At 49.6% G+C, this 25,869-nt stretch carries 24 protein-coding genes; 7 read left to right on the top strand and 17 right to left on the bottom strand.

Going from position 1 to position 25,869, the window contains the following annotated elements; translation table 11 throughout:
- Positions 1-45: 45 nt before the first annotated feature.
- Complete coding sequence (locus HWI92_RS23160; RefSeq protein WP_229248516.1) at positions 46-708, bottom strand: collagen-like triple helix repeat-containing protein; 663 nt, start codon at positions 706-708, stop codon at positions 46-48.
- Between the two features lie 163 nt (positions 709-871).
- On the opposite strand from HWI92_RS23160, the gene miaA reads away from it, so the two are divergent.
- Positions 872-1,801 (top strand): tRNA (adenosine(37)-N6)-dimethylallyltransferase MiaA, encoded by a 930-nt coding sequence (gene miaA / locus HWI92_RS23155; RefSeq protein WP_204659739.1) that lies wholly within the window; start codon positions 872-874, stop codon positions 1,799-1,801.
- Between the two features lie 44 nt (positions 1,802-1,845).
- Here the strand turns inward: miaA and HWI92_RS23150 are convergent, their stop codons facing one another.
- The 4 genes from HWI92_RS23150 to HWI92_RS23135 all read right to left on the bottom strand — a co-directional run bounded on the left by HWI92_RS23150 (position 1,846) and on the right by HWI92_RS23135 (position 5,447).
- On the bottom strand, positions 1,846-2,151 hold the full coding sequence (locus HWI92_RS23150; protein ID WP_204659737.1) for a rhodanese-like domain-containing protein: 306 nt from the start codon (positions 2,149-2,151) through the stop codon (positions 1,846-1,848).
- Between the two features lie 16 nt (positions 2,152-2,167).
- On the bottom strand, positions 2,168-4,015 hold the full coding sequence (locus tag HWI92_RS23145; protein ID WP_204659736.1) for a T9SS type A sorting domain-containing protein: 1,848 nt from the start codon (positions 4,013-4,015) through the stop codon (positions 2,168-2,170).
- A complete protein-coding gene (locus HWI92_RS23140) occupies positions 3,996-4,787 on the bottom strand; it encodes a PASTA domain-containing protein (protein ID WP_204659734.1) in 792 nt (263 codons plus the stop codon). The genes HWI92_RS23145 and HWI92_RS23140 overlap by 20 nt, the downstream gene beginning before the upstream one ends.
- Before the next feature lie 66 nt (positions 4,788-4,853).
- Positions 4,854-5,447, bottom strand: coding sequence for a riboflavin synthase (locus HWI92_RS23135; protein ID WP_204664795.1), 594 nt, complete (start codon positions 5,445-5,447; stop codon positions 4,854-4,856).
- A gap of 174 nt (positions 5,448-5,621) precedes the next feature.
- On the opposite strand from HWI92_RS23135, the gene hisB reads away from it, so the two are divergent.
- The 4 genes from hisB to HWI92_RS23115 all read left to right on the top strand — a co-directional run bounded on the left by hisB (position 5,622) and on the right by HWI92_RS23115 (position 9,770).
- Positions 5,622-6,746, top strand: coding sequence for a bifunctional histidinol-phosphatase/imidazoleglycerol-phosphate dehydratase HisB (gene hisB / locus HWI92_RS23130; RefSeq protein WP_204659732.1), 1,125 nt, complete (start codon positions 5,622-5,624; stop codon positions 6,744-6,746).
- A gap of 329 nt (positions 6,747-7,075) precedes the next feature.
- Complete coding sequence (locus HWI92_RS23125; RefSeq protein WP_204659730.1) at positions 7,076-7,375, top strand: hypothetical protein; 300 nt, start codon at positions 7,076-7,078, stop codon at positions 7,373-7,375.
- A 112-nt stretch (positions 7,376-7,487) separates the two neighbouring features.
- Positions 7,488-8,135 carry a carbonate dehydratase gene (gene can / locus HWI92_RS23120; RefSeq protein WP_204659728.1) on the top strand — a complete coding sequence of 216 codons (648 nt, stop codon included), beginning with the start codon at positions 7,488-7,490 and terminating at the stop codon, positions 8,133-8,135.
- A gap of 57 nt (positions 8,136-8,192) precedes the next feature.
- Positions 8,193-9,770 carry a SulP family inorganic anion transporter gene (locus tag HWI92_RS23115; RefSeq protein ID WP_204659726.1) on the top strand — a complete coding sequence of 526 codons (1,578 nt, stop codon included), beginning with the start codon at positions 8,193-8,195 and terminating at the stop codon, positions 9,768-9,770.
- 91 nt (positions 9,771-9,861) lie between these two features.
- On the opposite strand, the gene HWI92_RS23110 is transcribed toward HWI92_RS23115, so the two are convergent.
- From HWI92_RS23110 to HWI92_RS23075, 8 genes are all read right to left on the bottom strand, one after another.
- Positions 9,862-10,320, bottom strand: coding sequence for a Spy/CpxP family protein refolding chaperone (locus HWI92_RS23110; protein ID WP_229248514.1), 459 nt, complete (start codon positions 10,318-10,320; stop codon positions 9,862-9,864).
- A gap of 18 nt (positions 10,321-10,338) precedes the next feature.
- The gene (locus HWI92_RS23105; protein ID WP_204659724.1) at positions 10,339-10,779 is read right to left on the bottom strand and encodes a hypothetical protein; all 441 of its coding nucleotides are present in this window, start codon (positions 10,777-10,779) and stop codon (positions 10,339-10,341) included.
- 53 nt (positions 10,780-10,832) lie between these two features.
- Positions 10,833-11,375, bottom strand: a complete 543-nt coding sequence (locus HWI92_RS23100; protein ID WP_204659722.1) for an RNA polymerase sigma factor — start codon at positions 11,373-11,375, stop codon at positions 10,833-10,835.
- A 189-nt stretch (positions 11,376-11,564) separates the two neighbouring features.
- Positions 11,565-12,521: a transketolase family protein gene (locus tag HWI92_RS23095; RefSeq protein WP_204659720.1), complete on the bottom strand. Its 957-nt coding sequence runs from the start codon at positions 12,519-12,521 to the stop codon at positions 11,565-11,567.
- 45 nt (positions 12,522-12,566) lie between these two features.
- The gene (locus HWI92_RS23090) at positions 12,567-13,448 is read right to left on the bottom strand and encodes a transketolase (RefSeq protein WP_262897706.1); all 882 of its coding nucleotides are present in this window, start codon (positions 13,446-13,448) and stop codon (positions 12,567-12,569) included.
- Between the two features lie 68 nt (positions 13,449-13,516).
- Positions 13,517-13,975, bottom strand: a complete 459-nt coding sequence (gene bcp / locus HWI92_RS23085; protein WP_204659716.1) for a thioredoxin-dependent thiol peroxidase — start codon at positions 13,973-13,975, stop codon at positions 13,517-13,519.
- A 1-nt stretch (position 13,976) separates the two neighbouring features.
- On the bottom strand, positions 13,977-15,935 hold the full coding sequence (locus tag HWI92_RS23080; RefSeq protein ID WP_204659714.1) for a M23 family metallopeptidase: 1,959 nt from the start codon (positions 15,933-15,935) through the stop codon (positions 13,977-13,979).
- 45 nt (positions 15,936-15,980) lie between these two features.
- Positions 15,981-16,592, bottom strand: coding sequence for a fumarylacetoacetate hydrolase family protein (locus tag HWI92_RS23075; RefSeq protein WP_204664791.1), 612 nt, complete (start codon positions 16,590-16,592; stop codon positions 15,981-15,983).
- A gap of 198 nt (positions 16,593-16,790) precedes the next feature.
- On the opposite strand from HWI92_RS23075, the gene HWI92_RS23070 reads away from it, so the two are divergent.
- Positions 16,791-17,408, top strand: a complete 618-nt coding sequence (locus HWI92_RS23070; protein WP_204659712.1) for a C40 family peptidase — start codon at positions 16,791-16,793, stop codon at positions 17,406-17,408.
- Between the two features lie 66 nt (positions 17,409-17,474).
- Here the strand turns inward: HWI92_RS23070 and HWI92_RS23065 are convergent, their stop codons facing one another.
- Together HWI92_RS23065 and HWI92_RS23060 are read right to left on the bottom strand one after the other, a co-directional pair.
- Complete coding sequence (locus HWI92_RS23065) at positions 17,475-20,915, bottom strand: 3-keto-alpha-glucoside-1,2-lyase-like domain-containing protein (RefSeq protein ID WP_204659710.1); 3,441 nt, start codon at positions 20,913-20,915, stop codon at positions 17,475-17,477.
- Positions 20,916-20,980: 65 nt separating this feature from the next.
- Positions 20,981-22,255, bottom strand: coding sequence for a Gfo/Idh/MocA family oxidoreductase (locus HWI92_RS23060; RefSeq protein ID WP_204659708.1), 1,275 nt, complete (start codon positions 22,253-22,255; stop codon positions 20,981-20,983).
- A gap of 216 nt (positions 22,256-22,471) precedes the next feature.
- Between HWI92_RS23060 and porQ the strand changes: the two genes are divergently transcribed.
- On the top strand, positions 22,472-23,545 hold the full coding sequence (porQ, locus tag HWI92_RS23055; protein WP_204659706.1) for a type IX secretion system protein PorQ: 1,074 nt from the start codon (positions 22,472-22,474) through the stop codon (positions 23,543-23,545).
- Here the strand turns inward: porQ and HWI92_RS23050 are convergent.
- Both HWI92_RS23050 and HWI92_RS23045 read right to left on the bottom strand, forming a co-directional pair.
- Positions 23,529-25,031 carry an ATP-binding cassette domain-containing protein gene (locus HWI92_RS23050; protein WP_204659704.1) on the bottom strand — a complete coding sequence of 501 codons (1,503 nt, stop codon included), beginning with the start codon at positions 25,029-25,031 and terminating at the stop codon, positions 23,529-23,531. The two genes, porQ and HWI92_RS23050, sit on opposite strands and share 17 nt — an antisense overlap.
- A gap of 108 nt (positions 25,032-25,139) precedes the next feature.
- Positions 25,140-25,691: a DJ-1/PfpI/YhbO family deglycase/protease gene (locus HWI92_RS23045; protein ID WP_204659702.1), complete on the bottom strand. Its 552-nt coding sequence runs from the start codon at positions 25,689-25,691 to the stop codon at positions 25,140-25,142.
- Between the last annotated feature and the right edge of the window lie 178 nt (positions 25,692-25,869).

The following is a 25,869-nucleotide window of genomic DNA, read 5'->3' as shown; positions in this document are numbered from 1 at the left end:
AAAAAAAGAGGTCGCCAAAACGACCTCTTTTTTTATGCATTGATACTACTTCTTCAAAGCTTTTAGATTCAGCTTTTTGCTGGATATAATATCTTTATCAGTAATGCCGAGTGCAGCAATTGTCTTCTCATAACTTTTAAGAACTTCTGCATTCATCCTGAGCAAGTTACCTGGCACAATCACTACCTTCACATCCTCGAACTTGCGTACAGGCGCAGTGTCCTGATCCTCGGACCAGTTGGTCTGAAGAAGCTGTATGAAGAAGTTAGTTCCATCCATTCCATTTACGAAGGTAAAATTGCTGACAGTAGAGCCATCATCAAACAGAACAACACCCGGCAAAGGCCAGTATACACCGCCTGATTTGATATAAACCAAAACTGCCGAAGCTTGTAACACGCTATCCTGCGCCGGGGTAATACCCGTAAGACCCGTTACATAGCCTCCTTCTTCATTTGTTGAATCTGCACCAGAAGAAATAACGATTGCACCGGAACCTGTATTCTCACCAGCTGGTCCCTGAGGACCGGCGGCTCCTGTATCACCTTTTGGCCCGGCTGGTCCCACATCACCCTCAGGCCCCTTGCAACTAACAGCAAAAACTACCAGGCTTACCCAGGCAAGAAGCAATAATTTTTTGAACATAACTGTAATGTTTAAATTGATTGGAAAAATAGGAATACAAGTAGCAAGTACGCACAAAAGCATTAAACTGATGAAAATGCCTGTCTTAGCGCTATAAATTATAGAAAAAAAGTCAGAATCCTTCTACTGGCACAGATTCGCCTGATCCGAAATCAGCAAAGACCAACCGGATTTAAGGAGCAGAAACAACAGGGATAGTTACTTTTGCGCCAGTTTAAAATCTAAGATGCAATTTTCGACCCCTAAATACCTGATTATCCTGGCCGGCCCTACTGCTGTGGGCAAGACAAGTTTGTCTGTTCAGCTTGCGAGGGAGCTTGGTACAGAGATCATATCCGCCGACTCACGCCAGATTTTCAGAGAACTTAATATCGGTACTGCAAAACCGGACGCAGTGGAACTGGCAGCTGTGCCGCACCATTTTATTAACTCCCACACTATTTCTGAATCTTACAGTGCCGGTGATTTCGAGCGGGATGTACTCAGGTTACTTGAGAAATTGTTTCTCAAATACGATTATGTAGTGCTTACAGGCGGATCTGGCTTCTACATCAAGGCTGTTTCGGAAGGTCTGGATGATCTCCCCTCCCCGCTCCCAAGGTTGCGGCAACAACTGACGGGCAGGCTGCATCACGAAGGTCTAAGTGTGCTGCAAAACGAAATCAGCCAATTTGATCCTGTTTTTGCAGCCTCAACAGAATTCCTGAATGCTCAGCGTGTGATTCGTGCATTGGAAGTATATCACACCACCGGCATGCCGATCAGCAGTTTTCAGCGACAGAAACAATCAGCACGTCCATTTCACCAGATTCAGATCGCGCTGGACAGAGACCGTGCCGAGCTTTACCGCAGAATTGATGACAGGATGGACACCATGCTCAAAGCCGGGCTTGTGCAGGAAGCGCGCGACCTCATCAGCTTCCGGTCACATCACGCGCTGCAAACAGTTGGGTACAAAGAAGTATATGGATACCTCGACGGTGAGTATGATGAGGCCGAGATGGAGAAGCTGTTAAAACAAAACTCACGCAGGTATGCAAAGCGGCAGCTGACGTGGTTCCGGCACCAGGGAAACTTCCATTGGTTTCATGCAGACAACCTTGACGGGGTACTCCGGTACATTCAGGATGAAATTAATAGCCATAAAAAAAAGTAACTACCGTCACGATAGTTACCTCCTGTATGCTGTCTAATGCTCTTCTACGCTTCTTCTTCCAGCTGGCGGTAAGCCAGTATTCCTCCCAGTACATTGCGTACGTTGGTATAACCTTGTGATTCCAGAAACTTAGCAGCTTTTCCGCTTCTCGCACCGGACCGGCAGTGAATGATGATTTCCTCATCTTTAAGGGGCGCAAGTTCGTCGAGATGATCCGGCAATTCACCCAGAGGGATCAGCTTGGCCCCCAGGTTATCCTCTTCATACTCATATTCTTCCCGGACGTCATAAAAGTGCAGGTCCTCACCCTTGTCAAGGCGTTCTTTGAGTTCTTCAACAGTAATGTCCATATCTCTGAATTTTATATTACTTGTAAATTAAAATCTGCTGTGACATAGTCCGCTTGCCTGAGCTTCCGCGAAAATAATAAAGCCCTGTCGGCAAATCCGGAATTGCGGCCGAGCGGTCATGCTTTTCAGGGGTAATAGTATGCATATGTTTACCATCTGCACCATAAACATCAATGCGGGAAAAATCATTTTTATCCCAATGAATACTTCCCTTTGCAGGATTGGGATAAAAGACACTTTCTACTGAAGGCTCCACGCCGGTCACAAGACCATCTGCCTGAGACCCCAGATACGGGTGAACCATAATGCTTCCCTTAAACCGGTCTTCCTTCACCCACTCGGTGCCGAGATTGTAAAAAATATGACCAGCTCCCAGCTGCGAATTACGGTCAAATCCCACAATCACGGGATCATCATTGAACTGCATCCAGCCTATATAAAACGTGTCTTTCACCGCCACCGGCACTGCAAAGGAATAGTCAACAAAACCATTCCGCTCGGCGGAGTAGCGGACGGCTACGGATCGCTGGGTGATCACCTGGTCGGGCTTTCCGTTTTTGTTGCTCAGCAGCTGTACCACAAATCCCTGCCCCGCAATGTTCTTGTTAAAGGAAACCATCGACATCCGTACGCCGCCCAATGTATCAGGCTTTGTCAGAACAAACCTTACTGCCGCCCTGGCCAGTTTCTGGTTTACCTGCATACCATACTCGGCGGTACCGTCATCATAGGCATAATAGTCGCTCAGGTTCGTGACCGATGTGATCGTGTCATTGTATTTGAGGTTCACACCGGGGATCGTGTCCGTAGTAGTAATGTAAAAACGGTTGATCAGCCGAATGCTGTCACGGGTACTTGCCGGCACAATGCCAGCAGCCAGCTTAATGCCCAGTGACTTCGATTTCAGCGATTCAATGTATAATGATCGCTGCACATTCCGGGCAAGTTCTTTGCCGCTTCTGGCATCGGAAATGGTTACGGTACCTGTCAGTACATTGAAGTTGTTGAAATTATTGGCAATATCCGTCGTCATCGAGTCCGCTATGACGGCAGCCGGACCGTACAGGTACTGTCGCAAAGGCATGGCGGTAAACCGTTTCAAAAAAGGTGTAACCTGCCTGCGCATAGCCACATCGAAAATATAGGGCTGCCGGGAGCTGCGTTTGGTATTAAGATAAACATAGTCCAGGTGCCAGGTATCGTACGGACCCGAACTCCGGCCGTAAGTCCGGAAGCGGAACTGAAATGCGCCGTGATAGAAAGCCGCATCGCTTACACCGACAAATTGCTGGTGAAAACCAGCCGGAACATTATATCCGATCTTTTTCCAGGCTACTACCCATTCATTGCTGCTGTTCAGGAATTCCAGCTGCATAAAATCACTTGAATCCGGCAACTCACCCAGACCTTTCGCCGACCAGTAAAAACTGATATACAAAGAATCCGCCCGTGTACGGTTAGCAAGGTTAATAGGTTGTGAGGTGAGCGTATCGGTAAAGCCCTGGGTTAATGGATTAACAATATTATACGGCAGGCCGCCGGCATTTAAACCGTCGAAGGTTGCGACATTTACAGACGGGTGATCGGTTGTGAGTGAATTGTTGATGTAAACCCCGCTGCCTGCAACCCAGCGGGCTGTGGCAGGCCGGGTATCTTTAGTGGAAGAAAAATCATCAAAAAACGGGAGCGCCAGCGAAGCCGCTGTGCGCATATTTTCATCAGGCTGGCTTTGCTGCTCCGGATCGCTGCCCAGCGGCACCAGGCTGAGCTGCCCGAAAGTAATGTGGCCTGTCATTACAAAGAGCAGGCACGCAAGTGCGGCAAACTTTTGTTTTACAAAAAAATTATTGTGGAATATCTTCATTCTCAGCAGGTTCACCTGTGTGCGGGGTTATCCAAAGATCAATTACATCGCCAATCCTGACATTACTGCCTGCATCGGGGTTTTGCCGTACGACGGAGCCGGGTGCCTGATCTTCCTGGGCTGCTACTTCCATTTGCTGCCCTACTTTCAGGCCGGCACCAATAATGGCGATTTTGGCTTCATCCAGCGGCATTCCGATGACAGAGGGAGCCGCAAACTGCGCAGTACCCAAACCTTCACCCAGTTCAAGGTCTATCTTTGATCCTTTCGCAATCGGCTGTCCCGGTAGTATTTCCTTGCCATTATACATCTGACGAAGTACCGCATTTTGTGCCATATCAGGCACATAGGAGATATTTCCCTCCGCCAGACCCACACTTTTCAGCAGCATTTGCGCACTCCGGTGTGTCATATCGGTCAGTTTAGGCATTTTGATGAGCGGCGCAGTACGGGAAACCACCGTCACGTATATTTTCCGGCCCTCTTTCACCTTCGCACCCGGAAGCGGGTATTGTGAAATAATGGTTAGCGGAGGCACATTGGCGACAAAAGTACAATCCACTTCATAGTTCAGGTCTTTGGTGTCCAGAAAATCTTCCAGCGCCTCTACATTCATCTTTTTCAGGTCAGGAACTGTAATCGCCTCCCCGTGATTGGTTGTAAATGGGAGGTAAACAAAGAAAAATCCTAAAAAAAGAACCAGCAGGAGTGAAACGATAATGCCAATATGGATAAGAAGGTCCGTTCTGGATTGCGTACTTATTTTCGCCATGAATGAACTTGGTGCAATGATGATGTTCGGGTAAAAATAAAAGTTATATTCCAAGAAGCCAATATACTACACCCCTGCCTGCCCCAGAATTCTCCGGATGTATTTACCCAGAATATCAAATTCGAGGTTTACCGAATGACCGGACTGCAATGCGTGAAAGTTGGTAAAGGAATAAGTATAAGGAATTATAGCCACCCGGAATGAATTTTCAGCCGAGTTAAAAACGGTGAGACTTACTCCGTTTATACAGATCGAACCTTTTTCGACCGTAATATTGCCGGTACCTGCATCATACTCAAAATCAAAAAGCCAGCTTCCATCCCGCTCCTCCCGGCGAATACAGGTTGCAGTCTGATCCACATGCCCCTGCACAATGTGTCCGTCAAAGCGGCCGTTTGCAGGCATGCAACGTTCCAGATTTACTTTGTCGCCCTGTGCCAATTGACCGAGATTGGTTTTCAGCAGGGTTTCCTCAATGGCCGTCACCTGGTAGGTATCATGCTCCACGGCTACCACTGTGAGGCAAACTCCATTGTGGCTGACACTCTGGTCGATCTTGAATTCCTTTGCAATGTCAGACTTAAACGTGAAGGTCTTGTTGGTGCCTTCGGAGGTGATGCCCAGGATTTCACCCGTAGCTTCGACAATTCCCGTAAACATGGTGTAAATATCTGTTTTTGTACCAAAGGTACGTGTTCTCACTGCGGATAGTAACAATTTGTAAACGCATATCATCACTATTCTCACGCATAACTTTTCAAATCCATATACTTTACGAACTTTGCAGCCAACCAGAGGCTGGTACATTTCCGGTCCTATCTACCCATTTGCTGAATGAAAAAAGTCCTGTTCATTGATCGCGACGGAACGATCATTGTTGAACCTCCTACCGATTTCCAGGTTGACTCGCTGGAAAAGCTTGAATTTCTTCCGAAAGCCATCTCTGCATTACGGAAGATTGCAGAAGAAACCGACTATGAGCTGGTGATGGTTACCAACCAGGACGGGCTGGGTACCGGCTCTTTCCTGGAAGATACTTTCTGGCCCGCTCATGAAAAGATGCTGAAAACGCTGGAAGGTGAGAATGTCCGGTTTAAAGCAATTTACATCGACAGGAGTTTTCCCGAAGATAACCTTCCAACCCGCAAGCCCGGAGTAGGAATGCTTTCAGACTATTTTTCCGACCAATATGACCTGGCCGGCAGCTATGTGATCGGCGACCGTATGACCGATGTGCAGCTGGCTGTCAACCTGGGCGCAAAGGCTGTATTGTTTAGGGAACAACTCACGGAGAATGATATTTCGCAGGAATTATCATCGGCCGTAAGCCTGATAAGCACAGACTGGGACCAGATTTATGAATTTCTGAAAATGCCTGCGCGCAAAGCTTCTGTTGTGCGCAATACCAAAGAAACGCAGATCAGCGTGGCGCTGAACCTGGATGGCACTGGTCACTCGGACATCCATACCGGGTTGGGCTTTTTTGACCATATGCTCGATCAGCTCGCGCGGCATTCCGGCGCCGACCTGAGCATTCAGGTAGCAGGCGATCTGCATATAGACGAACACCATACCATTGAAGATACAGCCCTGGCCCTCGGCGAAGCTTACCGGCAGGCATTGGGCGACAAGCGGGGAATCAGCCGCTACGGATTTCTGCTACCGATGGACGAAGCCCTGGCCCAGGTTGCCATTGATTTTTCAGGCAGGCCGTGGCTGATCTGGGAAGCTGAGTTCAGGAGGGAAAAAATTGGTGAAATGCCGACAGAGATGTTTTACCACTTTTTCAAGTCCTTCTCCGACACTTCATTATCCAACCTGAACATCAAAGTAGAAGGCCAGAATGAGCATCACAAGATCGAGTCGATCTTCAAGGCATTTGCCAAGGCTATTAAAATGGCGGTAAAAAGAGATGTTAAAGCATTGGATTTCATGCCATCTACAAAAGGTGTGCTGTAATTTTTTGCATGCCGGGCGTCGACCAAGCCATATTTTGCATATTTTTGTTTAAGTCAAATTAAAAACTAGCATCAGAGATTATTATGCAAATGACCATTATTATGATCATTTTTTATGTGCTTCTCCTGGGGTCTGCCTTCGTAGTAGGCCGCTGGCTGGAAAATCATGAAAAAGGATGGAAGTCTAAATAAGGGTTGTTTTTAACAGCCTTTTTTTATGTCCGGGAACCTACGGGTTCCTTCGAATTCGCTTTAAGCCGCAATAAAACCTGGCGTGCCGAACGTTTAAGGCAGGTACCATGTTCCGAAAAGGTCTTAATAACTTTTAAAGTGTTCAGAAAACTTTGTCTTATACTGCTTACGACCTTTCTCATCTGTAAGGCCACAGATGTGATCAGTCTTTTCCAATTCAGGGAAAAGGCTTCTGTGGTCTGTGAAAGCGGTACATGCGACAATGAAGAATCTGCAGAAGCTGAAAAAATGGGCGACGACCAGATGATCACTTCTGTATCTGTGCACTTCGGCAGGTCATGCCTCACCATCCTGCTGAGAAATACCTTCTCACACCCGGTAACGTTTCACAGCGAGATTTACCGGAACCTCTACTCCCCCCCGCCCGAACGGGCCTGATTCCAGTTTGTAAGTAATTTTTTTTCCAGGAATGGTATGTCACGACCCGCTATGGGCTTACGTCGTTATATGCCACTCTCTTATTACTATTTATCATAACTTATCTGAAATCATGATCCGCTCGTATAACGAACTTTTTGAGAATAATAAAAAATGGGTTGACAGTGTAAATCAGGAAGACCCCGAATTTTTTAACAAACTGGCTGCCGGCCAAAGTCCTGAATACCTCTGGATCGGCTGCTCCGACAGCCGGGTACCTGCCAACGAAATTACCGGCACCATGCCGGGCGACATCTTTGTTCACCGCAATATTGCCAATATGGTCATACACACGGACATGAGCATGCTCAGCGTGCTCGACTACTCCGTGAATGTACTGGGTGTGAAACACATAATCGTTTGCGGGCATTATGGCTGCGGAGGCGTGCTTACAGCCATGAGCAACAAGCAGGTAGGACTGATTGACAACTGGCTCCGCCACATCAAAGACGTATACCGTCTTTACCAAAACGAACTGAATGCCATTGCGGACCCGCATGAGCGCGCCAACCGGTTTGTGGAGCTCAATGTGAAGGAGCAGGTGCGGGATCTTGCAAAAACCTCGATTGTACAGAATGCGTGGTCTAACGGAAAGGAAGTGCACGTGCATGGACTGGTGTACGACGTCAAAAATGGCAGGCTTGTCGACCTGAATGTGTCGATCGACGACATGAGCGAGGTGGAAGACGTGTATCGTCTGCAGGCACCGGAACTGGTGTAAAACCTGAATGTATAGCCGGTAATTGGTCCATCCCAGATTCTCATCCGAACCTCATTTATGTCAGTCGATAAAAACAAATTGTTTTCAAACCTGAAATACGACTTGCCGTCCGGCCTGGTCGTATACCTGGTGGCATTGCCGCTATGCCTCGGTATAGCACTTGCCTCAACCGGAAGGTCGGACCTGCTTTTTTCCGGCATCATCGCCGGCATTGTCGGCGGGATCGTGGTTGGAGCACTCAGCGGCTCGGCCCTGGGTGTGGCCGGGCCTGCTGCCGGACTGGTAGTCATCGTGCTCAATGCACTGGATACTCTGGGCAGCTTTGAGGCTTTCCTGCTAGCGGTTGTTATGGCAGGAATCCTGCAGGTACTGGCGGGCCTGCTCAAAGCCGGGGTCATCGGGTACTATTTTCCTTCAGCTGTGATTAAAGGAATGCTCGCTGCCATCGGCATTACGTTGATCCTCAAAGAAATACCACATGCATTCGGGTACGATGCCGACTTTATGGGCGACGAGGCATTTAATCAGAAAGATGGGCAAAATACCATTACCGAGCTTTACAATGCCGTAAGATACAGCAGCACCGGCGCTATCATCATTTCGGCGATTTCGCTGGTACTGCTCATTCTTTTTGATAAACCATTTATGAAAAGAATGCAGCTGTTCAGGTTCATTCCCGGCGCCTTGTTTGTGGTGCTGCTCGGTGTGCTGCTCAACCTGTTTTTCGGTGCGTTTATGCCTGAATGGACACTGAAAAACGACCACCTCGTACAGTTGCCCGTTGCGGGTAGTGTGAACGAGTTTTTCGGTTTCTTCAAGTCGCCGGATTTCTCTGCCATCACCAATACCAACGTGTACACGGTTGCGGTAACACTGGCCATCGTAGCCAGCCTGGAAACTCTGCTCTCCGTGGAAGCGACCGATAAGCTGGATCCATTTAAAAGAAGCACTCCCACCAACCGGGAACTGGTTGCGCAGGGAATCGGAAATATTACGTCGGGCTTGCTGGGAGGTTTGCCGGTTACGCAGGTAATCGTCCGGAGCTCGGCCAATATTGACTCCGGCGGACGAACAAGGATGAGTACGATATTTCATGGTACCATACTGCTGCTTTCGGCGATGTTTATTCCATGGTACCTCAACTTCATCCCGCTGGCGTCACTCGCGGCGATCTTGTTGATGGTAGGATACAAGCTGTCCAAAGTGTCTCTGTACACCGGAATGTACAAGCTTGGTAAAGAGCAATTTATACCATTCATTATTACCATTGTCGCGATCCTCAGCACAGATCTGCTCAAAGGGATAGGGATCGGAATGGTGGTGGCTATTTATTTTATCCTGAGCAAAAACTCACGGCACTCCTACCATTATGTAAAAGAGACGCACCGGGATGGCGATGTGATCAGGCTGATTTTATCAGAAGAAGTTACATTTCTGAACAAAGGCAGCATCAGTGCAACGCTGGATAACCTGCCCGATGGATGTACCGTGATCATCGATGGCAGCAGGTCCATTGACATCGACTACGATGTGCTTGAAATCATCCAGGAATTCAGACGACATGCTGCCCCGCTCCGGAATATTGCTGTTGAAACACGGGGCATTGGCGAAACGGAGGCCGTAGCAATGCATTAGAATAGTTTTTCCATTTGAGTATAAATAATAAATCCCACGTTTGAATCAGACGTGGGATTATCATTTTCTAATCAATGCAGCCGGTCAGCGATCAGTTTTTCTGTTTCAACCTTTGCAGGAGCATATCGTTGAAAGTTCGCTCGGCTTTATATAGCTCAATGACCTGGGCTGCGGTAATTACTTTGAGAAATTTGTTTTGGTATTCTTTTTCAAGATCCAGCTCCTCCTGCCGCAATGCCTGCACTTCTTTCAGGTTGCCTAGTACCTGATCATCCGTCTTGCCATCAGCCTTGCGGTCACTCATAATCTTGCGCTGCTCCCGGTGAATTTCACGTCTCTTCTGGGCATATTCGTTATACACCGGCCAAAAACCCGCGGATTGCTCCTGCGTCAGATTCAGGCGGTTGGTAATAATAGCCACCTTGGCATCCTGAATTCTCTTGATCTCTTCCTCGGAGCGCCGCTGTGCAAAAGTACAGGTAACTGAAAGCAGGAGTGCGACGATCAACAGTACTGCAGTCCGGTGCCGGTAAATGGTATTCGATTTCATTTCGGTTAAATGTTAGGGTCAGATGGTCTCTGATAATGGGATTGTTTCCTGTAATTGCTGGCGAAGCACTTCGTCGTCCAGGTCATCCAGGTAATAAAGCATGGTTGAGTCCGTATCAAATGCTTTCTGTACTACTTTATGCTCACTCAGATCATAGTAGCTGATGTTCTGATCTTCCAGATAGTCCACAATTGATGCATCGCTGATGCCGCTCAGGGGCTCCTGCCCCAGCGAACCCTGGCGCTCCGGTACCGTTACCCAAATCAGCACAAGGATCAATGCCATGGCTGATACAAGCCCCAATGACCGCTGCCACGACCAGCCCATAACGGGTTTACGGGCAGGCTCCGCGGGAATTCTTGATTGAATGAGCTGAGGCAGGGATTCAAAATATCCCTCAGGAACCGAAAACGGCACCTCTTTTTTCAGATCATCCAACCTTATACGTTTCTTATCCATTGATATGTGTATCCTTAACTTTCAGGTATTTGACTTTGCTGCGTACAAATAGTTTAATCCGTTTCATTTAAAAAGTCCTCTATTTTTTTGGTCGCCCAGTGGTAGGAAGCTTTGAGCGCACCCACAGAAGTCCCGGTAATTTCGGATATTTCCTCATACGGCAGTTCTTCAAAATATTTGAGGTTAAAAACAAGCCGCTGTTTTTCGGGAAGTTTGAGCAGGGCTTTCTGTAATTTGAGCTGTACGGTATCTCCGCTCAGTACCGGGTCAGCTTCCAGCTTTTCGCTCAGGTCATTTTCAACATCAAAAATCGGCACAAAAAAACGCTTCCGCTTTTTGTTGAGAAAGTTGATGGCCTCATTGCTCGCGATCCTGTACAGCCAGGTATAAAGCTTGGAATCTCCCCTAAAATTGTCGAGCGCGGTCCAGGCTTTAATGAATACGTCCTGGGTAATATCATTGGCATCATCATGGTCAACCACCATCTTCCTCACCAGCCAATACACCTTCTGCTGATACTTACGCACCAGCTGATTGAAAGCGTTCCTGCGCGTTTCGGGATTCTCAAAAAGGGATAGTAACTCTTCGTCGGACATTTAAAACAAGAAACCTGATAACGGATTTCAGGCGACGGCTGGTAGCGCCGCAGCTTCCTAATCCGGAATCAACGCAAACCAATAATAATTCATTTTCCAGTCCACGCCAAATAAATTAAGTCCTGCACGGTGCAAAAAACGCTTGCTCGTGCAGGACTCAGGTATTTCTTTTTTCTGCTATCCTGGCAATCAGGACTTGCGGGCAATGGCGCGTTTGGCTGCTTCAACAATATGTTTGGCAGTAAGTCCGTACTTTTCCATCAGCTGGGCCGGGGTACCGCTTTCGCCGAAACTATCGTTAACGGCTACATACTCCTGAGGTGCCAGCTGGCTTTTCACCAGTGCCTGTGCAACGCTGTCGCCTAGTCCGCCAATGCGGTTGTGCTCCTCGGCAGTAACTACGCAGCCTGTTTTGGTAACCGACTTCAGAACTGCCTCTTCATCAAATGGCTTGATCGTGTGGATATTAATGATTTCTGCATCAATGCCTTCCGCTTCAAGTTGCTCTCCGGCCTGGATAGCTTCCCAAACCATGTGGCCTGTTGCGATGATCGTTACATCCGCACCTTCGTTTACCATCCATGCTTTACCAATTTCGAACTTCTGGTCAGCGGGGGTAAAAATAGGAATTACCGGCCGTCCGAAGCGCAGGTAAACCGGGCCGTCATAATCTGCAATCGCGATGGTAGCAGCTTTGGTCTGGTTGTAGTCACAAGGGTTGATCACGGTCATACCCGGCAGCATTTTCATCATGCCCAGGTCTTCCAGAATCTGGTGGGTAGCACCATCCTCACCCAGCGTAAGGCCGGCGTGGGAAGCGCATATTTTTACATTTTTATTCGAGTATGCAACGCTCTGGCGGATCTGGTCATATACACGGCCGGTTGCAAAGTTCGCAAATGTACTTGCAAACGGAATTTTACCGCCGATCGTCAGACCAGCCGAAACGCCGATCATGTTTGCTTCCGAAATACCGCACTGAATGAAGCGATCAGGATTTTCCTTGATAAATGCTTCCAGTTTGAGCGAGCCCACGAGGTCGGCACAAAGTGCCACCACATCAGGGTTTTTCTGACCGAGCTCGTGCATGCCGGCACCAAAGCCTGAGCGGGTATCTTTCTTTTCGGTGAAAGTGTATTTTTTCATTGTAGGATGTTCAATATTTTGATAAAACCGTGAGCCTTGGGCCGCTTAATAGTCACCCAGTGATTCTTCCAGCTGACCCAGCGCGGCAGCAAGCTGCTCATCATTAGGTGCTACGCCGTGCCACTTATGGCTTCCCATCATGAAGTCCACGCCAAAGCCCATGCCGGTATGCAGCAGGATAAGAATAGGACGACCGTGACCAAGGCGGCTTTGTGCCTCGTAAAGGCCTTTCAGTACCGCGGCCATATCATTGCCCTCTTCAATGGAAATCACTTCCCACCCGAATGCCTCATACTTGGCACCCAAATCACGGTTGTTCATTACTTTAACGGTCGGTCCGTCGATCTGCTGGCCGTTCAGGTCAATGATCGCAACCAGGTTGTCGATCTGGTGATGCGGTGCAAAACCGGCTGCTTCCCAAACCTGTCCCTCCTGCTGCTCGCCGTCGCCCATCAGTACAAAGATGTGTCCTTTGTCGTTGTTGAGCTTTTTGGCGGTGGCTGCACCCAGTGCTACCGAAAGTCCCTGACCCAGTGAGCCCGATGCGATACGGATACCTTCAAGATGCTCATGCGTGGTAGGGTGTCCCTGCAGCCTCGAATCAAGCTTGCGGAAAGTAGCCAGTTCAGAAACCGGGAAGTACCCGCGCCGTGCAAGCGTACTGTACCAAACCGGCGAAATGTGACCGTTGGAGAGGAAAAAAATATCCTCATCCTTTCCGTTCATATCAAATACAGGCTTACCGTCCTGCTCTTTCAGTTTCAGACGTTCGAAATAGAGTGCTACGAATAACTCGGTACAGCCCAGCGAACCACCAGGGTGCCCTGACTGGCAGCCATGCACCATCCGGACGATGTCCCGGCGAACCTGGGATGCAATTTTCTCTAATTGTTCAATTTCCATTTGTTTCTGTTTTCTATTGGATATGCTAAACAGGCGATGCGCCAACCAACCTGTGAATCTGCAAATAAACAGCCCGTCAACATGACTGTTTATTATTCACTTTTACTTACAATTTGATCGGTGTGATGCTCGGTATCTACTTTCTGGATGATCTCCTCGATCATGCCTTCCCCGCTGATCACAAATGTAGTGCGTATGATGCCCATATATTTATGGCCAAACGTCGTTTTTTCAGTCCATACACCATATGCTTCCACGATCTGGTGATCGGTATCAATCAGCAGCGGAAATGGCAGGTTATACTTTTTCCTGAACTTGATGTGCGACTTATGATCGTCCGCACTCACACCCAGCACTTTGTATCCTTTGCTGAGCAGCAGGTCATAATTGTCTCTCAGGTTACATGCCTGGGCAGTACAGCCCGGGGTATCGTCTTTGGGATAAAAGTACAAAATCACTTTTTCTCCTTTGAACGCGGAAAGTTTTACCTCATTCCCATCCTGATCGGTGGTTGTAAAATCGGGTGCTATATCACCAACATTGAGACTCATGCTATTTTCTTTTACGTTTCACATTGCTTTTTTTAACAACAACAGGATCCGTCAGTTCTGTTCGCAAGATAGTACTATTTCCCGCCCTGTCGGTCACTTCCAGTACCAGCTCACCTTCAAACGGACGGGCCTCATCCAGCTTTTCCGACCATATTAAGCCTTTCTTGAAATCATAATTCAGCAATACCCACTCACCATTTACCAATGCTTTGAAATGATCAATGCCGGACATGGCATCGCTGATGAAGCCGCGGATGTACCTGGTACTGTGCTCAGTCAGCCTGACTTTGGGCGCGACTGTATCAGCCTGTACAACAAACGTGCCCAGTTCGCGCGTCTCAAAGCGGATCACGTCCTCGTCCCATTGTCCGCCCACAAACCGGTAGTACCCGTCGAGGTACCGGTATACAAATGCATGGTCCTTATTATCAGGAATTTTTTCGGGCTGGTAAGTAACGGTGATGAAATCCTTTAATGCCGTACCGCGGTTGTTGATAGTGATGGCATTGAATGTTTGCTGTCCTGCAAGGAACAAAGTATCAAACAAACTCTCATTGCCGAAATCAGCCGACCATTTTTCGGCCTTGTACGTAACCGGTACGCCGGGTAAAACCTGGCTTCGCAGGTAAGTCCGGATGGTAGTATTTCCCACACGCACGGAGTCCGGGATATATTCGCGAAGGTCGGTCAGGAACACCGCCGACTCATTTCCGAAGTAGTCAGGTTTTTGCTTTACTTCTTTTCCGCCCGTGTAGAAGGTCGCTACCGGCAGGGAGCTGCGGTAATATCTGGCTTTCACCACCAGATTATTTTCCCGCACTTCCGACTGCACATATTCAGGATTAACCTCGGTGTCAAAAACCGGCAGCTCTGCTCCTTTTTTCTCTCCCTTCACCCAGAATTTCAGCTCAGAAGCATTTTCGTATGAATCCGAAATACGGATACGCACTTCGTGGACAAGCGTATCCGTGATATTGAGCTTGCCTTTGTAAAGGTCTGTTTTATATAAATTAAAGTTATTACCGTCAGGAACGTAGCACTTCAGATACCGCTGTCCGGTCCTTTGCTCGGTTTCGTAGTCGATCAGGTTATTGTAGTCGCGCGTGGCCGCATTGGGGAAGATCTCCATACTGTAAGAAAACAGCTCGTTTCCATCCATCCTGATTTCAATGCATTGCAGCCCGTACCGGAAGCCCGTGCCGGTCATTTGGTCATGAGCGACCAGATCGAGGCCGGTTATGCCAGTGGCAGTAATGGTATCGGCCAGGCGGTAAGCATCTTCTTTCACTTTAATCGCCGGATATACCACGCGGTCAAACTGCCCGTTCACACGCCCATTGATGTCCAGCGGCCGTATTGCCAGGTTCACAAACTTCGGCGGCGTCACGTCGGTAATTTCTTTGAAACCGAAATACAATGGATTCAGAAAGTTGTCTTTGGAATCACGTACTTCAAAATGCAGGTGCGGCCCGGCCGAACCGCCGGTGTTACCCGACAATGCAATCACCTCCCCTTTCCTGTATGCAAACTTTCCCGCATCCGGCAAAAGCTCGATTTCGGAAGTATGCTTTTTATATTGCTCCTGCCGCACGTAATCACCCAGTGGTCCGCTGAATTTCAGCAAATGCCCGTACACGGTGGTTTGCCCATTGGGGTGCCGCAGGTAAATCACATTTCCATAACCCGAGCGCTGCACGGCTACTTTGTACACGTAACCTTCGGCGGCGGCATACACAGGCAGGCCTTCACGCTGCTGGGTACGGATATCCAAACCGGCATGAAAATGATTGGAACGCAAATCCCCCAGTCCGCCCGCCAGCGAGTTGGGCAGTCCCGGCCGGATCGGAAACTGGTAATAACCCTTGGGATAGGTCTGTGTCTGGGCAAAAAGTCGGCTGCCGGTCAGGAAAAGAAGGATCAGAAGAACGAAGCGAATGCGGGTCCAGCGCTGTTGACTCATGTAAAACAAAAACAATGATAAAATGGCGACTGCCGGGAAAGAGGATTATTTAACGTGAAATTCAAGCATTTTTTTGCCCTCGATAAATGCGGTGAGGTGATCGCCCGGCTGCACCGGAGCCACACCTTTGGGCGTACCTGTAAAAATCAGGTCACCGGTTTTCAGGGTAAAGTACCGGGAAACGAAAGCGATCAGGTAGTTGATCCTGTAAAGCATCATGGAAGCATTGCCGCTCTGCCGGGTTTCACCATTTACATCCAGGCTGAAACTAATGTTCTGGATATCGTCATAATCAGTTACCGGTACAAAGCCCGATACGGGCGCCGAACCGTTGAATCCCTTGGCTAGCTCCCAGGGAAGGCCTTTTCCTTTGAGCTCTGATTGCAGGTCGCGGGCGGTAAAGTCGATACCAATGCCGATTTCACTGTAATATTTATGCGCAAACTTTTCTTCAATGTTCTTCCCTACCTTATTGATCCTGACGACAAGCTCTACTTCGTGGTGCACATCCTTAGAAAAGTCGGGATAGTAAAATGCATCGCCCAGAGGCAGCAGCGCGGTATCAGGCTTCATGAAAATGACCGGCGCATCAGGTTTTGCATTGTTCAGCTCGGCGATATGATCCGCGTAATTGCGGCCTACACAAATAATTTTCATCTGTAAAAACGTGTAATGGAGAAATGCTGAGGCCGGCATTCTGATGTTTACCAACCCCATGACAGCCAGCACAAAGCTACTGACAATGCCAGTGAGACGCATAATTCAGCTGCCGGTTTTTACTATTTTTATTGGAATGCGCGTTATTTGTCAGGAGATAAGTTGAACAGGATTTTTCCAGTATCATAGTTTGTGCGCATGAAGAAGCAGATTTTACCCCGCCATTTTGCCGTTTTATTCCTTCTCACCTGCTCCCTGCTCATGATCTCCTGTGACACACTCCGCAAAACACCTGACAGCCGGCCAACAACCGCCCGCAGGCGTCCGAGTACGACCACCCGCCGCCCGCCTGCCAGGCCACCTGCCCGGAAACCGGCTGTTGCCTCCCGGCCTGCGTATACACGTCCTGGTACCACCCCGGCCAGAAATATTCCGAAAGTGGTGGAAGTTGCGCGCACGTACGCCGGCACGCCGTACCGCTCCGGCGGAAACGACAAGGACGGGATCGACTGCTCAGGCCTGATCTGTTCCGTTTACTCCGAGATCGGCGTCAAAGTACCCCGCATCTCATGGCAGCAATCGGAATACGGACAGGAAATCAATCGCATTGAGGATCTCCGGGCCGGCGACTGGGTTTTCTTTGTACCGGAGGCGGGTAAGGAAGGGTATGTTAACCATGCAGGCATTGTCACAGACGTGGTCAGCAGGCAGGAAATCATGTTTATCCATGCTTCCACCTCCAAAGGGGTGCGGGAGGACAACCTTTTTTCCAGTTATTTCAAAGGCCGGTTTGTTAAGGCCATGCGCCCTTTTTAATTTTATATAAAATAAAAAAAAGCGTCCCGGTCAGCTGACCGGGACGCTTTTTGCTGATGCTCCTGATTATTTCTTCTTTTTCGATTTTGCTTTCGAAGCCGTAGCGGTTACCGGAACTTTGGAAAGATCCAGTATTCGTATGTTCCTGAATTTCAATGGTGAGCCGTGTCCCAGAAAACCCAGGTACCCGCTGGTACGGCTAAGGCCCGGATGCTCTTTATGATCTGCCGTGCCATTTTTGCTGGCTTCGGCCAGGTCGCCGTCGAGGATCACGGTACCATTGAGCGTAACCCTGATTTTGGAACCCTGCACGCGTACTTCCTCATAGTTCCACTCGCCCATGGGCTTTAAGAACCCCCTTTTGGCCGGGATGATGCCGTAAGCCGAACCGTGATACTGGTAAGGCTGCAAATCCTTGTAAATGTCCGCATCATTGTCCAGAATCTGGATCTCTGCGCCGCCTACGTAAGCCGCGTCACCCTCCATGGGCGTGCGGATGCCCAATCCATTGTTTGCACCGGGCGTGAGCTGGAATTCGAAGCGGTACTCGAAGTCACTGTACTCGTCTTTAGTGTACAGGTTGCCCTTGCCGCCTTTTTTAGGATCGACGGTGAGTACACCATTGTCAATAAAGTAATCGGTTTTGTTACCAACCCATTCAAACATGTTGGTACCATCGAAAAGGACTTTATAACCCTCCTTTTTCTCGGTATCAGACAATGTGAAAAGATTGGGTCGCTCAATTTCACGAACATAGATATCGCGGTAGTTGATCACGTTGCCGTGCGCCTGCAGTTCGAGTTGTTCCATTGCAAAAATGGGCAGCTTGCGGTCCCAGTAATTTTCCAGCACCACATTATCTACAACATTCTCTCCATTCAGGTCCACCGACACCCGGTCCCCGATCATGGTGATATGGAAAGTATTCCAGTCGCCTATCGCATTATCAGCCAGCTTGCTCGGTTTGCTCGGGTTTGTCTGGTTGTTATATAAACCGCCGGACCCTACCTGCGCTCCCACATCCACCCGCGAAGTATCCCAGATTTGTACCTGGGGAGTACCGCGAAGGTAAATGCCCGCGTCCCCATCCTTCTGGATTTTCCAGTCGACGTACATTTCAAAGTCGCCATATTGCTTTACAGTACAAAGGTTGTCACCATGTCCTGAAAATACGAGCTCACCATCTTTGGCCAGCCAGCCTTTCTGTGCCAGCTCGTCGGCTTTCTTCTGCCGCGCTGCGAGCGTATCCGCACTCATTTTGCTGCGCGCGATTGGATTTTCTACCAGCCCCTTCCAGCCGGAAAGGTCTTTTCCATTGAAGAGATTGACAAAACCTTCCCCTGCCGGCATTTCGGCCAGGTGCTTGCGGACAGCTTCCTGCTGGTAGCCGCTGCCTTCACCCTGTAATGCAGCACTGCTTTTGCTGATCAGGTCACGTACTTCGGTACCATAAAAATCCTTGTTGGCCAATGCAATGCTGAGAATGGTCTGCGCGGCAGTTTTCTTCAGTGCAGGCTGATCCAGGTATTTACCCGCAAACAAAAGGGCATTAAAGGTCCGGTAGCGGGCCAGTTCTTTCAATATCGCTTCCTTTTGAGCATCTGTTTTAGCCAGCTTCATTGCATCCCTCAGCATGATCACTTTCACGACAGGCGTCCTGGCCGACTTGCCGGCCGCAGCCAGGTAGCCGGTTAACGCAGCGTCAAGCTCGGCGGCATCGCCGGTTTGCTTTGCGACGTTCATCAGTTCGGGAGCAGCCGCCGCGTCGTTCCACGCAGACAGCGCCATGATGGCCTCTTTCTTCATCTGGGCATCATTGCCTTTATAGGCGCCGGCCACTGCGGCCAATGCCTGGCTGCCGCCAATGCCCGCAAGTACCGGCAGGTAGCGTCCCTGCTTGTCCGCAGGAGCACTTTTGATCTGGGTAATGATAGCTTCCGATTGTGCCCTTGTGTCGCCTGTTCCCTTTACCGCTTCCCCGATTGCCTGCTGCACAGCAGTTACCTCCCCGGGAGCCGAAGCTGTGCCAAGCAGCATGTACAATTGGGGAAGGTCCTGTGCTCCCACCAGCGATCTGAGTGCAGTATAAGCCGACTTTTTCACTTCCGGGCTAGCACTTTGCAGCAAGCCGGACACCACGCTCAGCTTGGATGCAGCTCCCCGGGCGGCAAGGATTTCCACCGCAGCAGCTTGTGCCGGTGCAGGCAACGACGGCAATGCAGCCGTTAGCTGGTCTACCATCTCGGCACCCTTGATGGTCAGCAATGTTCCTTTCACAGCAGCTACCTCTTCGGGCGTGGCGGTTTTGAGCAGGGGAATGAGGCTGGAAGTGCTCTTTTCTCCCCCGATTTTACCGGCCGCCCAAATGGCTGCAGTTTTGATTCTGGTATCTTTTGATTTGAGTGCTTTGAGAACAGCAGGCAATGCATCGTTGGATGCGGCCCGCCCAAGCATGGTAATTATTTCACTCTGTACCTCGGGACTTGCCTTTTTCATGGTATTGAGCCAGGGGGTAGTACCATCGGCCATGAGGTAGTTTTGCGCAAGCTTCAATGCCGCAGCACGGTACTGCGCATCATTGCTCGACATTGCCTGCACCAGTACGGGCACGCTCTCACGTTTTTTGATGTCCGCATAAACTTTTAGGGCCGACGAGCGTGTCGGGCCTTGCTTAGCATCAGGTGTATTTTTCAGCAAAGCCAATGCTGCTTTCTCAGCTTCGGCAGCCTGTCCGTTTTCTGCAAGTCTGGCCAGGTACTTAAGGTATACAGCCGTAGCGTCTGCCTCATCGTAGCCATAACTTACCTTCCTGGCGGCTTCGTCCAGGATTGCTGCGGAGGAGAGCGATCCGATTTCCGACAATGCAAACAGGCTTACTTTACGAAGCAGCAGATCTGTACTTGCTGCTGATTTCTCAATCACCGGCGCTGCCTCTTTATACCTGGCACCGCCCAGGGCTTCTGTGAGGGCGATCTGGGTTGCGCCGGAGGCTCCGCCGAGTGCCTGCAACAAAGCTGTACCCGCAGCAGGCGACCCAATCCGGGCCAGCGCACGAGCAGCAGGACCCGACAGTCGTTCGTCTTTCAGGTATGTCTGCAATGCAGCTACCGACTCATCTTTACCAACGGTTTGCAGCTGGTAGATCAGGAAATTCCTGCTATCGGGATCATTCACCTTTGATAATGCCTGCCCATACGCGTCGGCAGCCATTTTACGCTGATTTTCCTTGCCTGCCTGGGATGCATAGTAGGTGAACCCGCCCAGTGCATACTGGATTTTAGAATTATCACCTTTCCCCCAGGGTGTCATCATGGTGGCGATCTGAACCAGTCCGGGCGTACCAAGCGCTTCCAGTGCGGCCATACTTTTTTTCAGATCCGCCTCATTTTCAGCAGGAAATCTGTTCAGTACGAGTCTGATCCGGTTGGTCAGCGACTCTTCTGTTTGTGCCCAAACCTGCATAGTCAGCAGGCAGAGCGTCAGTATTGTATAAAGTTTTTGTTTCATTGCAGTTTTATCCCCGCAGCACGCTGGCCTGAGGGAGGTTTGATTTCAGGATAAAAATGAATGCATTAAATGGTCCAGGGTCCGCGCATGGGCTGGTTGATCAGCCGGTTGGCACCGTCGTCATCGACAAACTCCTGCTTTTCAGGATCAAACTTCAAAGATCTTCCAAGCCTTAATGCGGCAAGCCCCATGTTGACAATGGTGCAGGAACGATGCCCATTCTCTTCATTCAATGCAAACTTCTTCCTGTTTTTGACTGCATCGACGAAATCCGTCACCTGTGGTTCCGGGTCCGGAAATGCGGCCAGCTTTTTTTCAAGATCCGGAATATCGGACCGGAAGTTGGGATAAAGCTTCCCTTTGGGTCCTTCTATATATGCGACATTCTCATCCCTAGCCTCGCCATCGAGCACGATCTGGCATCCGTCTGCGTAGGTATAGGTAATTCTTCGCCAAGTACCCACAGCTTCGGGATGCTGCTGGGGCGCATCTACTTCCACTGAAACCGGGCTTGTATCATCTTTTCCTAAAAAATATTGAATGGGATCCAGGTAATGCTGGCCCATATCACCCAATCCGCCGCCATCATAATCCCAGTAGCCGCGAAAAGTTTCGTGGACGCGGTGCGGGTTGTAAGGCTTGTAAGGTGCCGGGCCGAGCCACATTTCATAGTCGAGCTCCGCAGGTACCGTCTGGGGTTCATTGGTTGTTTTTCCAACCCAGTAAAACTTCCAGTCAAAGCCGGTATGCTTGCTCACGGTCACTTTCAGCGGCCAGCCGAGCAGTCCGCTTTGCACCAGTTTTTTAATCGGCTTAACCGGCGTGCGCATGCCGTAAAAGTTGTCCTGAAAACGGAACCAGGTATTGAGGCGGAAAATCCGGCCATGCTGCTGCACTGCCTCTACCAGCCGCTTACCTTCTCCTATGGTGCGTGTCATGGGCTTTTCACACCATACATCTTTACCCGCGCGGGCTGCATCGGCTGCAATGATGCCGTGCCAGTGCGGAGGTGTAGCTACGTGCACAATGTCGACCTCGGGGAGCTGGATGAGCTGGCGGTAGTCTGAAAAAGTCTTTACCCCTTTCTCAACCATCCCTGCGGCCCTTTCCAGATGCTGCTTATCGACGTCACAAAGCGCAACCACCCGGGTACCGGCATACGGTATATGTCCTCTGCCCATGGAGCCTACGCCCACGATCGCTTTGGTGAGCTGGTCGCTGGGTGCCAGAAATCCCTTCCCCAGTACATGCCGCGGTACAATGGAGAATGTAGCCAGTGTGGCCAGGGAACCTTTAATAAAATTCCGCCTGGTTGCAGAAGTACTGCTGGTTTCTTTCATGAATTAAGGAAATTTAGGAATAATAATTTTTTGACTCGTGCTTGTGAAATTATGACAATATTCAGAATGTAGCAAAGTAAGGCCGTGACACCCCTGTGATTCTTGCCGATTACTTTATAATGAAACATCAAATCCCCTAACATTACTATTGCAAGTGACAGGCCGGGCTATTTCATTATTTTTGCAGGCTGCGTTTTATTGAGCGCTGTATTTTTTATGCAAAAGAAAGCTTGTAAATACCTGTTTATTACCATTCTGGCCGCTGTCAGCCACTGCCTGCAGGCACAGCCGGCAGGTGGAAAAAGCAGGCTGGACTTTCTTCAGCTCCCCTCACAAGCCACCAGTACAGCACTAGGAGCCAATCACTTTACGCTTCCCGGCAATGATCCTGCACTTTTTCTGCAAAGCCCTGCCCTGCTCGACTCTTCCAAGGCACACAATGCATCCATCAACCTGATGCCCTACTTGGCCGATACGCGCTTTGTAAATGTGGCGTATGCAGACAGATTGAAAAAGTCGGGAGGTACCTGGGCGGTAGGCGTGCAATACCTTAATTACGGCACCCTCACCGAGACCGACGACCTCGGCAACGTGATCGGCGAGTTCAGAGCGGCGGATTATGGGCTGGCTGCCGGGTATGGTCATTCGCTCGGACCATTTTCGGTGGGTGCCTCGGTGAAGCTGGTGGGCGCCATGATCGAGGCATACCATATCCGGGGGCTTGCATTGGACTGGGGAGCCAGTTTCAGACATCCGCGGCAGGATCTGGTGATTGGGTTTGTTGTAAAAAATATAGGGTTCTTAAAACAAAACTACTCCGGTGCGCAGGACCCTGTATTGCCGCTGGATGTACGGGCCGGCATTACCTTCAAACCCGAGTATATGCCCGTGCGCGTATCAGCGACGGCACATCACCTCAACCGTTTTGATATGGTATATAATGATCCGGCACTTTTCTACACGTATGATATTAACGGAAACCGCCTTCCTCGGAAGGTGGGTGTGGCCGAGAAGCTGGGCAGGCACATTGCACTCGGCACCGAACTGCTCTTACATCCGAACTTCAGAGTGCTGCTGGGCTATGACCACCTTCGCCGGCAGGAGCTGCGACTGGCCAACCGAGGCGCACTTGCCGGATTTTCACTGGGGGCCTGGATGCGGATCAAAAGGTTTGAAATAAGCTACGCGCGCGCGCAGTATGTGCCGGGCTTTGGCAGCAGCTCTTTATCCATTGCCATGAACTTCAAAAACGGATTTGTGCGCGCGCCTTTGGTTACAAAACCGCAGTAACCTTGCCTTTTTCAAGCCGGATCGTGCGTGTAACGCAGGACGGGATTTCATTGGGATAATGTGAAACGTAAATCAGCGTCCGGTCCGCAGTATCGCATATGGCATCCACCACTGCTTTAAAATAGTCGATCGCAGCCTGGTCCAGTCCCTGGCAGGGCTCGTCAAGGATCAGCAGCGGAGGATTTTTTACGAGGGCACGCGCCAGCAGTACCATTCTTTGCTGCCCTTTGGACAGTTGTGAAAAATCCTTTTCTATCAGCCCTTGCACGTGCAGCAGGGCAGCAACTTCATGCACACGCTCAACCTGCATGTCTGAAAGTTTCTTAAAAAAAACGCCCGTAGCATCAAAGAAGCCGGATGCAATGGTTTTGAAAACGCTGGTATTACGCGGAAAATACAAATGCAGTTCGGGAGATACGTGACCGATCTTTTGCTTGATATCCCAGATTGATGCACCCAATCCTCCCCTCTTTTTATCAAATAAATCAAAATCATTGGCAAACCGCTGTGGATTGTCGGCCGTGACGATGCTCAGCAGCGTCGACTTACCTGATCCGTTAGCACCGGACAGCGCCCACTTTTCACCTTTGGCCACTTTCCAGCTTACATGGTCAAGCACCAGCTGGTCGTGGTACCTGACACTTACATTTCTCAGGTCGAGTGCATACTCAAAATCCGTGAAAGACGGCTGGCCGAAGTTCGCCATCATGGCCAGGTCTGGTATGGGCTGTGCGTGGGTTTCGGTGGCGGCGGCTCCAAAGTCTGTTACGCTGAGCTGATTTTTGACCGCACCATTTTCCAGTTCGAGTACATGGGTAATGCAGGGCGGGATCTCGGTAGCAGTAGTTGCCATCAAAATCGTTACCCCATTTGCTGCCAGTTCCGTCAATGCATTGCGCAACACTTCCCTGGAATGCACATCAAGGCCGCTGAATGCATTGTCGAGCATTAGTACCTTTGGGTTTCTCAGCAGGGATCTGGCCAGCAGCATACGGCGCGTTTCTCCATTGGATAAAGTTACAAAAGGATGGTCGAGCAGGTGGGTAATGGAGAGCAGTGTACTTACCCGTGTGAGTTCATCATCTCCGACCAATGAAGGCGCGAGCGTTACCGATCTTTCATTCACGGTACCTACGGGTTTGAGCTGATCGGTCAGGATGGCGCGGACGGTAGGTGCGCGCTCGGCTTCATACGCATGAAAGCGCTGCTGGTAATATTCGGCCCCGGCACTGACGATCCTGTTGAAAGAATAATCATTGGAAGCAAGCTCAATGGATTCACGGAGAGGTCCGGACCATTCGTAGCGGATTTTTCCTTTTAGCACAGGCCATTTTCCCGCAATAACATCCAGCAAAGCTGTCTTTCCCGATCCGTTAGGACCGATAATAGCCCAATGTTCACCGGGATTGATGGTCCAGTTGATGTCGGAAAGAACTACGGTGTCGTATTTACGGACGGAGACTTGGGAAAGCGAAATCAGGGACATTACAATTGATCTTGGTCAGGCAAAGATTACAACTTTGCCCGGAAACAAAAAAGCATCCTGCTTGTGTAGGATGCTTGCGTCACTTTCGGTTAATGTTGATAAAAGTACCTACTGGTGTAATTCGAGACTGAATTCCCTGATCATTGTGCTAGTAAATGCAGATATGTCGTCGGTCGTTCTGCTGGTAATCAGACCATTGTTGGTGACTACTTCCTGGTCTATCCATATTGCGCCGGAATTTTCCAGGTCGCGGCGTATGGCTGCATTGGAGGTAAGTGTACGTCCGATCACCACATCGGCATCAACCAGTATCTGCGGGCCATGACAAATGGCCGCTACGGGTTTACCAAAAAGAAAAAAGCTGCGGACAAATTCGACCGCCTTCTGGTTGGTTCTTAGGTTATCCAGTCCCAGCACGCCGCCTGGCAGCAGCAGCGCATCGTAATACTCAGCCCGGGCTACTTCCAGCGGAACATCCACTTTGTGCTTGTCGCCCCAGTCCATATGATTCCATCCTCTTACAGCATCTTTATTCGGAGAGATCAAATGCGTTGTCGCCCCCGTATTATTTAGTACTTTCCGGGGACATGTCATTTCCACCTGCTCAAATCCATCAGCGACCAGAACAGCGACTTTCAGTGAATTTAGGGATAGCTCCATGGATTTCTTGCTAGCATTATGGTTAGATTATTTGTGTAAATAATTGTACAAAAATCATGCCAATACTAATTAATCCTGTAAACTTAAAGATCGGTAAAGTAGCTTGTTGCTTTGAAACCCCATCTGAAAGCCCATCGAATCCCACATTTGTACACCAACAAAAAAGGAGCAGCACTGG

This window comes from Dyadobacter sandarakinus, assembly GCF_016894445.1.
GTDB classification, from domain to species: domain Bacteria; phylum Bacteroidota; class Bacteroidia; order Cytophagales; family Spirosomataceae; genus Dyadobacter; species Dyadobacter sandarakinus.
Note: the sequence above shows the minus strand (reverse complement) of the source record. Positions and strands in the feature narration are given on the sequence as shown.

Bases quoted from the DNA above. Each gene is read 5' to 3' on its own strand.
- HWI92_RS23160 (WP_229248516.1), bottom strand. From the start codon at position 708: ATGCTTTTGTGCGTACTTGCTACTTGTATTCCTATTTTTCCAATCAAT.
- miaA (WP_204659739.1), top strand. From the start codon at position 872: ATGCAATTTTCGACCCCTAAATACCTGATTATCCTGGCCGGCCCTACT.
- HWI92_RS23150 (WP_204659737.1), bottom strand. From the start codon at position 2,151: ATGGACATTACTGTTGAAGAACTCAAAGAACGCCTTGACAAGGGTGAG.
- HWI92_RS23145 (WP_204659736.1), bottom strand. From the start codon at position 4,015: ATGAAGATATTCCACAATAATTTTTTTGTAAAACAAAAGTTTGCCGCA.
- HWI92_RS23140 (WP_204659734.1), bottom strand. From the start codon at position 4,787: ATGGCGAAAATAAGTACGCAATCCAGAACGGACCTTCTTATCCATATT.
- HWI92_RS23135 (WP_204664795.1), bottom strand. From the start codon at position 5,447: ATGTTTACGGGAATTGTCGAAGCTACGGGTGAAATCCTGGGCATCACC.
- hisB (WP_204659732.1), top strand. From the start codon at position 5,622: ATGAAAAAAGTCCTGTTCATTGATCGCGACGGAACGATCATTGTTGAA.
- can (WP_204659728.1), top strand. From the start codon at position 7,488: ATGATCCGCTCGTATAACGAACTTTTTGAGAATAATAAAAAATGGGTT.
- HWI92_RS23115 (WP_204659726.1), top strand. From the start codon at position 8,193: ATGTCAGTCGATAAAAACAAATTGTTTTCAAACCTGAAATACGACTTG.
- HWI92_RS23110 (WP_229248514.1), bottom strand. From the start codon at position 10,320: ATGAAATCGAATACCATTTACCGGCACCGGACTGCAGTACTGTTGATC.
- HWI92_RS23105 (WP_204659724.1), bottom strand. From the start codon at position 10,779: ATGGATAAGAAACGTATAAGGTTGGATGATCTGAAAAAAGAGGTGCCG.
- HWI92_RS23100 (WP_204659722.1), bottom strand. From the start codon at position 11,375: ATGTCCGACGAAGAGTTACTATCCCTTTTTGAGAATCCCGAAACGCGC.
- HWI92_RS23095 (WP_204659720.1), bottom strand. From the start codon at position 12,521: ATGAAAAAATACACTTTCACCGAAAAGAAAGATACCCGCTCAGGCTTT.
- bcp (WP_204659716.1), bottom strand. From the start codon at position 13,975: ATGAGTCTCAATGTTGGTGATATAGCACCCGATTTTACAACCACCGAT.
- HWI92_RS23080 (WP_204659714.1), bottom strand. From the start codon at position 15,935: ATGAGTCAACAGCGCTGGACCCGCATTCGCTTCGTTCTTCTGATCCTT.
- HWI92_RS23075 (WP_204664791.1), bottom strand. From the start codon at position 16,592: ATGAAAATTATTTGTGTAGGCCGCAATTACGCGGATCATATCGCCGAG.
- HWI92_RS23070 (WP_204659712.1), top strand. From the start codon at position 16,791: ATGAAGAAGCAGATTTTACCCCGCCATTTTGCCGTTTTATTCCTTCTC.
- HWI92_RS23065 (WP_204659710.1), bottom strand. From the start codon at position 20,915: ATGAAACAAAAACTTTATACAATACTGACGCTCTGCCTGCTGACTATG.
- HWI92_RS23060 (WP_204659708.1), bottom strand. From the start codon at position 22,255: ATGAAAGAAACCAGCAGTACTTCTGCAACCAGGCGGAATTTTATTAAA.
- porQ (WP_204659706.1), top strand. From the start codon at position 22,472: ATGCAAAAGAAAGCTTGTAAATACCTGTTTATTACCATTCTGGCCGCT.
- HWI92_RS23050 (WP_204659704.1), bottom strand. From the start codon at position 25,031: ATGTCCCTGATTTCGCTTTCCCAAGTCTCCGTCCGTAAATACGACACC.
- HWI92_RS23045 (WP_204659702.1), bottom strand. From the start codon at position 25,691: ATGGAGCTATCCCTAAATTCACTGAAAGTCGCTGTTCTGGTCGCTGAT.